The sequence below is a fragment of the Pseudomonas sp. 05N431 genome, from assembly GCF_056397005.1.
Genome location: NZ_JBFTMN010000014.1, coordinates 80,868 through 90,794, shown reverse-complemented (window position 1 = coordinate 90,794; position 9,927 = coordinate 80,868). Strand labels below are relative to the sequence as shown.

7 protein-coding genes are annotated in these 9,927 nt (G+C 63.1%); 6 read left to right on the top strand and 1 reads right to left on the bottom strand.

Going from position 1 to position 9,927, the window contains the following annotated elements; all coding sequences use genetic code 11:
• The first annotated feature begins 367 nt into the window (after positions 1 to 367).
• The gene (locus AC1DIG_RS22130; protein WP_477769022.1) at positions 368 to 1,255 is read left to right on the top strand and encodes a Dyp-type peroxidase; all 888 of its coding nucleotides are present in this window, start codon (positions 368 to 370) and stop codon (positions 1,253 to 1,255) included.
• Positions 1,256 to 1,281: 26 nt separating this feature from the next.
• Here the strand turns inward: AC1DIG_RS22130 and AC1DIG_RS22125 are convergent, their stop codons facing one another.
• A complete protein-coding gene (locus tag AC1DIG_RS22125; protein WP_477769021.1) occupies positions 1,282 to 3,027 on the bottom strand; it encodes an amidohydrolase in 1,746 nt (581 codons plus the stop codon).
• Between the two features lie 105 nt (positions 3,028 to 3,132).
• On the opposite strand from AC1DIG_RS22125, the gene AC1DIG_RS22120 reads away from it, so the two are divergent.
• The 5 genes from AC1DIG_RS22120 to AC1DIG_RS22100 are packed head-to-tail and all read left to right on the top strand — an operon-like array spanning position 3,133 to position 9,829.
• Positions 3,133 to 4,050, top strand: coding sequence for a LysR family transcriptional regulator (locus AC1DIG_RS22120; protein WP_477769020.1), 918 nt, complete (start codon positions 3,133 to 3,135; stop codon positions 4,048 to 4,050).
• A 47-nt stretch (positions 4,051 to 4,097) separates the two neighbouring features.
• On the top strand, positions 4,098 to 4,715 hold the full coding sequence (lexA, locus tag AC1DIG_RS22115) for a transcriptional repressor LexA (RefSeq protein ID WP_477769019.1): 618 nt from the start codon (positions 4,098 to 4,100) through the stop codon (positions 4,713 to 4,715).
• Positions 4,715 to 5,332 carry a translesion DNA synthesis-associated protein ImuA gene (gene imuA, locus AC1DIG_RS22110; protein ID WP_477769018.1) on the top strand — a complete coding sequence of 206 codons (618 nt, stop codon included), beginning with the start codon at positions 4,715 to 4,717 and terminating at the stop codon, positions 5,330 to 5,332. The genes lexA and imuA overlap by 1 nt, the downstream gene beginning before the upstream one ends.
• A gap of 7 nt (positions 5,333 to 5,339) precedes the next feature.
• Positions 5,340 to 6,755 carry a Y-family DNA polymerase gene (locus tag AC1DIG_RS22105; protein ID WP_477769017.1) on the top strand — a complete coding sequence of 472 codons (1,416 nt, stop codon included), beginning with the start codon at positions 5,340 to 5,342 and terminating at the stop codon, positions 6,753 to 6,755.
• Positions 6,731 to 9,829: an error-prone DNA polymerase gene (locus AC1DIG_RS22100; protein WP_477769016.1), complete on the top strand. Its 3,099-nt coding sequence runs from the start codon at positions 6,731 to 6,733 to the stop codon at positions 9,827 to 9,829. The genes AC1DIG_RS22105 and AC1DIG_RS22100 overlap by 25 nt, the downstream gene beginning before the upstream one ends.
• Positions 9,830 to 9,927: the final 98 nt, after the last annotated feature.

Sequence of the window (9,927 nt, the reverse complement as noted above, 5' to 3'; positions counted from 1 at the left end):
GTCGCGTTACCCTGGTAACACGGCCCGTGATATTCATCGCGGGCCTTCGACCGTCTCGTTCGAGACGGTCATCGCCTCAACTGAGTCCCGAACATCACCCAATCCTCGTAGCAGCTGCCGAAGGCTGCGTTCGGCTGCGTAGCAGTCGCAAACCCGGTATGCACGCTCATCCTGACGCACCGCAGTGCTTGATTTCACGACTGCTTCGCAGCCGAACGCAGCCTGCGGCAGCTGCTACAGGAATTGTGGCGGCGGCAATATGTGAACGACATCAGCACAGTTTCGTGTCTGCACCGCTCTTGTGCCTTTCAACACACACAAACTTCCGCGTGCCGGGTAAACTTCATGCCTTTCCAGAGGAGTTCTCATGAGTTACTACCAGCCGGGCATCCTTGCCACCCCCGTTCCGCCTCAGGCGCGTCATTTGTTTTTCGCTCTCGAATCCGCTGCGGCTTTGCCGGCTGCGCTCGAAAACCTGATGAAACTGGTGGACGGCAAGTCGGCGGTGGTCGGTTTTGGCAAGTCGCTGGTCAATGCACTGGATGCGAAAGTAGCAGGGCTGCGACCGTTCCCGGCGATGATCGGCGTTGGCGTCGATAACCCTTCGACCCAGCACGCGCTGTGGTGCTGGCTGCATGGTGAGGATCGCGGCGAGTTGCTTAATCGCAGCCGTGCCCTTGAAGTCGCGCTGGCTCCAGCGCTGCGCCTGGTGCAGATGAACGAAGCCTTCCGTCACATGAGTGGCCACGACCTGACGGGCTATGAAGACGGCACCGAGAACCCCCACGACGAAGCCGCCGTTGCCGCAGCGCTGGTGGCCGAGGGTGAGGACGGTCTGGTGGGTGGCAGCTTCGCCGCGATCCAGCAGTGGCAGCATGACTTGAACGGTTTTAATGCGATGCCATCCCATGAGCAGGACAACATCATTGGCCGTCGCAAGAGCGATAACGAAGAACTCGACGACGCGCCGATCTCCGCTCACGTCAAGCGCACCGCCCAGGAAAGCTTCACCCCCGAAGCCTTCATCGTGCGTCGCTCCATGCCATGGATCGAAGGCGATCGTGCCGGGCTGATGTTCCTGGCCTTCGGCCATTCCTTCAACGCCTTCGAAGCCCAACTGCGCCGCATGAGTGGTCTGGAAGACGGCGTCGTTGATGGTCTGTACCGCATGAGCCGGCCGATCACCGGTGGTTACTACTGGTGCCCGCCGCTCAAGGACGGTCAGCTGGATCTGCGCGCACTGAGCATCGGCTGAAGGCAGAGGCTGCGCGCACAGTTTTTTTACTGTGCCGCGGGCGCATAGACTTCGCGGCCGGCGAACCAGGTGCTCAGCACCCGAGTGTCATGCAGGGCTTTTTCGTCGACCTTGAACACATCGCGGTCGACGATAATGAAGTCCGCCTGCTTGCCGGGCTCAAGCGAACCGATCTGTTGTTCCAGGCCGATGGTGCGGGCGGCGTTGACGGTGTAGGCGTAGAACATGCTCTCGCGGTCGATGCCCTCGGCGGCGTTCAACACGCCTTTGGGCCCGACACGGGTGATGGCCTGGGCCATCGCGTTGAACGGGTTCGGCGATGACACCGGCCAGTCACTCGCACCGGCAATCGTTGCGCCTTGCTTGAGCAACGAGTGCGCCGGGTACTGATAGCGGAAGGCGAGTGCGCTGACGTACGGCTTGATCATGTCCAGGGTGTACTCGTCAGCCGAGGCCCAGAGCAACTGCATTGAGGCGATCACATTGAGTGGCTTGAAGCGCGCAAACTCCTTGGGGTTGACCAGTTGCAGGTGAGTGATGGAGTGGGTCACGCCGCTTTGTCGATCCTTGCGCGCCTGCTCGATCCCGTTCAACGACTCACGTACCGCGCGGTCGCCAATGGCGTGAATGTGCACCAACCAGCCGCGTTGGTCGGCAGCACTGACCAGCTCCCCGAAATGCGCCGGATCGATCAACAGCTCATCCTGTTTGTGTGAGTTGTTGTAGGGATCGATCAGCGCCGCGCTCTGCGCCGGAAATTCCAGTACGCCGTCGGCGAAAATCTTGATGCCGGGCAGGCTCAGGTTCGGGATGTCCTGGAACTGCTTGCGCACCGTGTCCAATGTGTCGAGGTCAGCCGGGCGGCTTCGCGGGTTGGCCACCAGCAGCGCGGCGACGTGCGCGCTCATGGCCCCGGTTTCAGACAGCGCCTTGTACACCGGCAGGACGCCGACGGTTTTCTCCGTGGGCTTGAGGGCGAACACCGGTTCCCCCGGCGCGGCGTTGGCGGCCGGGTCCATCCAGGCAGTGATGCCCAGACTGTTGTTGAACCGCAGCGCAGCCTGGGCTGCACGCAACAGGTCCGCCGGACTCGCTTTGGGCATAACCGAAGCGACCCGGTCCCAACCCGCGTCCACCAGAAAACCGTTGGGCGCGCCATTCGCCAGGCGGCCGATGGTATCGCGCTCGGCGGCGGGTAGGTTGTTGATCAGCGCGGCATCGATCCCGGCCCGCGTGAGCATCATATTGTTGGCCCAGGCGGTGTGGTGATCGCTGCCGATGAACACGATCGGTACCTGCGCCCATTCACCCTGATTGAAACGTTGGGCAAAGGCCTCGGCTTGCGCCCAGTAGGTCGAACTCATCCCGGCCACACTCAGCACATCGCCGTGTTTTGCCTTGCCATCGTCACGCCAGCCGCGCAGACGTTTTTCCAGTTCGTCGAGACTGACCTGTTCATCTTCCATGTTGGCCGAGGCCAGTTCGAGGCCGCCGAAGATCGCGTGTGAATGGCTGTCGATCAGGCCGGGCATCAGGGTTTTGCCCGCCAGATCGATGACCCGGGTCGAGGGCTCGATCAATGCCTTGATCTGTGCATCGCTGCCGACCTGCAACACTTTGCCGTCCTGCACGGCCAGGGCCTGGACCTTGGGTTGGGCGTGGTCGGCGGTGAAGATCTTGCCGTTGATCAATACCAGATCGGCGGCGGCCATGGCTTCCATCGAGGCAAAAGCCACGGCGCAGCTCAGGAGTGTCGGGATAACTCTATTCATGCGGGATGCCTTGTTTTTATTCGTCTGGCAGCGAGACTAGTGGCTTGGCACGCTGGGCAGAACACCTGAAACCAGCAAAACCCTTTTGCCTGAATGGAAAAAACCATGGACACGCTCAGTGCCTTGAAAATGTTTGTCGCGACCGCAGAGCACGGCAGCTTCAGCCGTGCCGCGCAGCAACTGGGCAAAACTCCGTCGGCGCTGACCAAAGCGGTCAGTCATCTGGAAGATGAACTGGGTGCGCGCTTGTTCGAACGCAGCACGCGGCGCACTTTATTGACCGAGGTCGGGCGGCTTTATCTGGAGACCGCGCGTCAGGTGTTACAACGCCTGCAAGAGGTCGGCGAAGAGATCCTGCAGGTGCAGCATGGTTTGCAGGGCACGCTGAAAATCACTGCGCCGCTGGCCTTCGGCCGGGCCTTTCTCGACGAGGTGTGCGCAGGTTTTCTCGATGAGTACCCGCAAATCAGTTTACACATCGACCTGTGCGACGAGTTCGTCGATCTGCTCGAAAGCGGCTACGACCTGGCGTTGCGTGAAGGCCATGACGACTTGCCTGGACAGATCGCCCGAATCGTCGGTGAGAATCACCTGGCCCTGTGTGCCAGCCCGGATTACCTGGCGCGCAACCCGACTCCGGTAACGCCGCAGACCCTCGATCAGCATCACTGGCTGCTCTATCACCATGCGGCCTTGAGCCGTGAATTCTGGTGGGTCGAGCGCGACGGTCAACGGCTCAGCTTGCCCCAGCCGTCGCGGCCGCGCCTGAAAAGCGACAATTACGATTTGCTGCTGGCCGCTGCGCTGGCAGGGCGTGGATTGCTGCACACGCCGCTATGGAGTGCCGCACCGTATCTGGCGGATGGTCGACTGGTGCGGTTGATGGCCGACTACGAGATTGATCCGGACGCGTTCGGTTCGCACATCCTGGCGGTGTACCCCAGCCACCGTCGCGCCACTGCCAAGGTGGCGGCTTTCATCGATTTCATTTCGGCTTTTCTGCGCCAGCGCGGTCTGGGCTAAGCGTTACGACTGGCGGTTATTGTCAGGAAAACCCAGGAGGAGTACAAATGTACTCCATGACGACTTTAACTCCCCGCCGTACCGCCATCCTGACCTTCATCCGCGACCGTATCGCGCAACAAGGTCAGTCACCGAGCCTCGCTGAAATCAGCGAGGCGTTCGGTTTTGCCTCACGCAGCGTGGCGCGCAAGCATGTGGTGGCGCTGACCGAGGCCGGCTTTATCGAGGTCAATCCGCATCAGGCCCGCGGTATTCGCTTGCTCAACCAGCCGCGCCGCCCCGAGTTGCTGGACATTCCGGTCCTCGGGCGGGTGGCCGCCGGTGCGCCGATGGGCGTCGATGCCGAGGTGCACAGCCGCTTGTGGCTGGATCCGTCGATGTTCTCGCGCACGCCGGACTACCTGCTGCGGGTTCAGGGCGACTCGATGATCGGCGACGGCATCCTCGACGGTGATCTGGTGGGCGTGCGCCGCAGTGCCGAGGTGCGGAACGGCCAGGTCGTCGTTGCGCGGCTTGAGGGTGAAGTCACCATCAAGCGCTTTGAACGGGCAGGGGACAGCGTGCGGTTGCTGCCGCGCAACCCGGATTACAGCCCCATTGTGGTCAGCGCCGATCAGGACCTGGCGATTGAAGGGGTGTTCTGCGGTCTGGTGAGGCAAGGGTGATGGGCGCCGTCGTTGCGCTGGATACGCTGTTCAATGGTGGCCAGGTCTGGAAAGGCCGGCCCGCGCCGCCGAGCATCAGCCCGCAGCCGACCGGGCATGCATTGCTGGACGCCGCTTTACCGACGGGCGGCTGGCCGGAAGCGGCGCTGACGGAAATCCTTATCGCCGGGCAGGGCGTGGGTGAATTGCAACTGGTATGGCCGGCTCTGGCTCGACTGACGACCGCCGGTGAGCGAGTGGTGCTGGTAGCGCCGCCGTATGTGCCGTATCCCCAGGCCTGGCAGAACGCCGGGGTGGATCTGCGGCAGTTGTCGATCATCCAGGCTAGTGACCGTGAAGCATTGTGGGCGGCGGAACAATGCCTGCGTTCAGGCAGCTGCGGTGCGGTGTTGTGCTGGCCGCAACAGGCGGATGACCGCGCCTTGCGCCGTTTGCAGGTGGCGGCGGAAACCGGGCAGACCCTGGCGTTTGCCTATCGCTCGATCAAGGACGCCATCAACCCTTCGCCGGCGGCCCTGCGCATCGCCATCGATTCAAGGCCTGCGCAGTTAAGGGTGCTCAAGTGCCGTGGCGGGCTGGCCCGTTCGGCACCGATTGCCTTCGCCACCGGGCAGTGAGGTTGGCATGCGCTGGGTCTGTATCCTTTTCCCGCAACTGGCGCTGGACGCGGTGTTGCGTCAGCGCAGCGATCCTGACGAACCGCTGGTGCTGCTGAGCGGTCCGGCGCAGCGTCGGGTGTTGCAAGCGGTCAATGTGCCGGCGCGGGCATTGGGGCTGCGTCCGGGCCAGTCGATGACCGCCGCCCAGGCCTTGAGCAAGGCCTTTGTCAGCGCCGACTATGACGTGGCCGAAATCGAGCATTGGCAGCAGTTTCTCGCCGCCTGGGCCTACCGCTTCAGCTCTCAGGTCAGCGTGCATTACCCGCGTGCGGTGCTGTTTGAAATCGAGTCGAGCCTGGGGCTGTTCGGGCCCTGGCCGCAGTTCGAGGCGCGGTTGCGCGCAGAGCTCACGGCGCTGGGGTTTCGCCATCGCCTGGTCGCGGCGCCCAACCCGCTGGCCGCACGGGTCCTGGCCAATGCCTACGACGGTCTGGCGGTGCCGGACAATGACGCTCTACGGCAATTGCTCGGGCAGATGCCGGTCGACCGGATCGGACTTGAGCACACGGTCGCCACCGCACTGTCGCGCATGGGCTTGCGCACCTTGAGTCAGGTTCAGGCGCTGCCGCGTCAAACCCTGGCCCGACGCTTTGACGCACAAGTGCTCAAACACCTCGATACCTTGTCGGGCGAACGGCCGCTGGCCTTGGGGTTTTATCTGCCGCCGGACCGTTTCGATGTGCGGATCGAGCTGAATTTCGATGTGCAATCCCATCAGGCATTGCTCTTCCCCTTACGCCGGTTGACCGGCGATCTTTCGGCGTTTTTGTGTGGCCGGGACAGCGGCGTGCAGCGCTTTGACCTGCACCTGGAGCATGCCGGGTTGCCGGACACGCTGATCAAGGTCGGCCTGCTGAGCGCCGAGCGCGATCCGGCGATGCTCTTCGAACTGGCCCGGGGACGGCTGGAACAGGTACAGGTCGAGGCGCCGGTGCGCGGTTTTCGGCTGTCGGCGCAGGACTTGCCGAGCTTCGTCCCGCAGCGCCGGGAGCTGTTCGACGAGCGTCCGCAACAATCCTTGCCCTGGGAGCAACTGCGCGAACGCTTGCGTGCGCGGCTCGGGGATGAGGCGGTGCAGGGCCTGGGTTTTCAGGCCGATCACCGGCCGGAGTGTGCCTGGTTGCCGAATGCACAGCCGCAGGTCTGTCCGGCGCTGCCTGATGTACATCGTCCCGGCTGGTTGCTGACCGAACCGTTACCGGTGCACGAAGGCACGGCGCGCATCCTCATGGGGCCGGAGCGCATCGAGTCCGGCTGGTGGGATGGCGCCGACGTGCGCCGCGATTACTACCTGATCGAAACCCGCGCAGGCTCCAAGGCCTGGGCTTATCGTGCGGTGGGCGAGGCCGGGCCGCTGTGGCTGCAAGGCTGGTTCGCATGAGCGCCGGCTACGCCGAACTGCACTGCCTGTCGAACTTCAGTTTCCAGCGCGGTGCTTCGAGTGCCTTTGAGCTGTTCGAGCGGGCCAAACGTCAGGGTTACCAGGCCCTGGCGATCACCGACGAGTGCACCCTGGCCGGTATCGTCCGCGCCTGGCAAGCGGCCAAGGCGCTGGAATTGCCGTTGATCATCGGCAGTGAAATGCGCATCGAGAACGGCCCGAAGCTGGTGCTGCTAGTGGAAAACCTTGAGGGTTATCAGGCCCTGTGCCGACTGATTACCCACGCCCGACGGCGTACGGAAAAGGGCCAGTACCGGGTGCTGCGCGAAGACTTCAGCGAACCATTGCCCGGTCTGCTGGCATTGTGGGTGCCGGATACGGTTGACACGCTGGAACACGGCACCTGGCTAAAAAGTATTTTCGGCGAGCGGCTGTGGCTGGCGGTCGAGCTGCACCGCGGACAGAACGATGCCCGGCGTCTGGCTGATTGGCAGGCCCTGGCTGCCCGCTTGCAGATTCCGGCGGTGGCCAGCGGTGATGTGCACATGCATGCCCGCGGCCGACGCGCGTTGCAGGACACCATGACGGCGATTCGTCTGCATGTGCGGGTCGCCGACGCCGGGCAGCGTTTGCATCCCAATGGCGAGCGGCACTTGCGCAGCCTTGAGGCGTTGCGCGAGCTGTATCCCGCGTCGCTGCTCGAAGAGACGCAGATCATTGCCCGGCGTTGCACCTTCGACCTCGGTCAGTTGCGCTACCAATACCCGCGTGAACTGGTGCCCGAAGGACAGACCCCGACTTCCTGGCTACGCCGGTTGACCGAACAGGGCCTGAGCAGACGTTGGCCTGAGGGGCCGGACAGCACGGTCATGGCGCTGATCGAAAAGGAACTGAAGCTGATCGCCGAGCTCGGTTACGAGAGTTACTTCCTCACCGTCGAAGACATCGTCAGCTTCGCCCGCAGCCAGCGCATTCTGTGTCAGGGGCGCGGCTCGGCCGCCAACTCGGCGGTGTGTTACGCCTTGGGCATCACCGAAATCGACCCGAGCCGGACGAGCATGCTGTTCGAGCGGTTCCTCTCCAAAGAGCGCAACGAGCCGCCGGACATCGACGTTGATTTCGAGCACGAGCGCCGCGAAGAAGTCTTGCAGTACGTGTTCCAGCGCTATGGCCGGACCCGGGCCGCGCTGACGGCGGTGGTCAGCACTTATCACGGTGCCGGTGCGATCCGTGACGTGGCCAAGGCCCTGGGTTTACCGCCGGATCAGGTCAACGCGCTGGCTGATTGCTGCGGCCATTGGAGCGACGATGTGCCGCCGCTGGAGCGTTTGCGCGAAGGTGGCTTCGACCCGGACAGCCCGGTGCTGCGCCAGGTACTGAGCCTGACCCGGCAGTTGATCGGCTTCCCCCGGCACCTGTCCCAGCATCCGGGCGGTTTCGTGATTTCCGAGCAGCCGCTGGACAGCCTGGTGCCGGTGGAAAACGCAGCCATGGCCGAGCGCACGATCATCCAGTGGGACAAGGACGACCTGGACATGGTCGGCCTGCTCAAGGTCGACATTCTTGCCCTCGGCATGCTCAGCGCCATTCGTCGCTGTTTCGACTTGCTGCGCCACCATCGCGGGCGGGACCTGAGCCTGGCCAACATACCGTCCGAGGACCCGAAAACCTACGAGATGATCAGCCGCGCCGACACCATCGGAGTGTTCCAGATCGAGTCTCGGGCGCAGATGTCGATGTTGCCCCGGCTCAAACCCCAAAACTTCTATGATCTGGTAATCGAAGTGGCCATCGTTCGTCCCGGCCCGATCCAGGGTGGGATGGTGCACCCGTACCTGAGGCGACGTAACAAGGAAGAGCCGGAAACCTATCCCTCGGTACAGCTGGAGGCCGTGCTCAAACGCACTCTCGGTGTGCCGTTGTTTCAGGAACAGGTCATGCAGATTGCGATTGTGGCCGCCGACTACAGTCCCGGCGAGGCCGATCAGTTACGCCGCTCCATGGCAGCCTGGAAGCGCCATGGCGGCCTTGAACCGCACCAGAAGCGTCTTCGCGAAGGCATGCTGAAAAACGGCTACTCGGAGGAGTTCGCCGCGCAGATTTTCGAGCAGATCAAGGGCTTTGGCAGCTACGGTTTTCCCGAATCCCACGCCGCCAGTTTTGCCTTGCTGACCTACGCCAGTTGCTGGTTGAAATGCCATGAGCCGGCGGCGTTCGCCTGTGCGCTGATCAACAGCTGGCCGATGGGTTTCTACAGCCCGGACCAGATTCTCCAGGACGCGCGCCGGCATCAGTTGCAGATCCGTCCGGTGGACGTGGTCGCCAGCGATTGGGATTGCAGCCTGGAGCCGACTGACGGTGAGCAACCGGCGATTCGCCTGGGGTTGCGCATGATCAAGGGCTTTCGCGAGGACGATGCGCGCCGCATAGAAGCCGCGCGTTTGCAGGGTGAGTTCATCGACATCGCCGATCTGGGCGAGCGCGCCCGACTCGATGCCCGAGCCCAAGAACAACTGGCCGACGCCGGAGCGTTGCGCCGACTGGCCGGTGATCGCCATCGCGCGCGCTGGGAAGTGGCGGGGGTGCAGAAACAACTTGGGTTGTTCGCCGGGTTGCCGAGCCAGGAAGAGCCTTGCGTGGTGCTGCCCAAACCGACCGTGAGTGAAGACCTGCAAGCCGACTACAGCAGTGTCGGTACGACCCTCGGCCCGCATCCGCTGGCCTTGTTGCGCGATGAGTTGCGTGCCCGACGTTGCCGCAGTTCACGGGAATTGCTGGAGGTCGAACATGGGCGCAACGTCAGCGTCGCCGGCCTGGTCACCGGCCGCCAACGCCCGGGCACGGCCAGTGGCGTGACCTTCGTGACCCTTGAAGACGAGTTCGGCAACATCAACGTCGTGGTCTGGCGCGACCTCGCCGAGCGTCAACGCAAAGCCCTGATCGGCTCGCAACTGCTCAAGATCGACGGCCGCTGGGAGAAGGTCGGCGAGGTCCGGCACCTGATCGCCGGACGCTTGAGCGACCTGAGCCCGCTGCTCAACGGGATCAGCGTGCACAGCCGGGATTTTCACTAGTCGCTATGATCATTCAAGAAACTGACGCCAGAAAATATAAATACTGTCATCAATAGTGGCACTTTGGCATAATGCCGCCCGCCGACGTCCTGCACGTC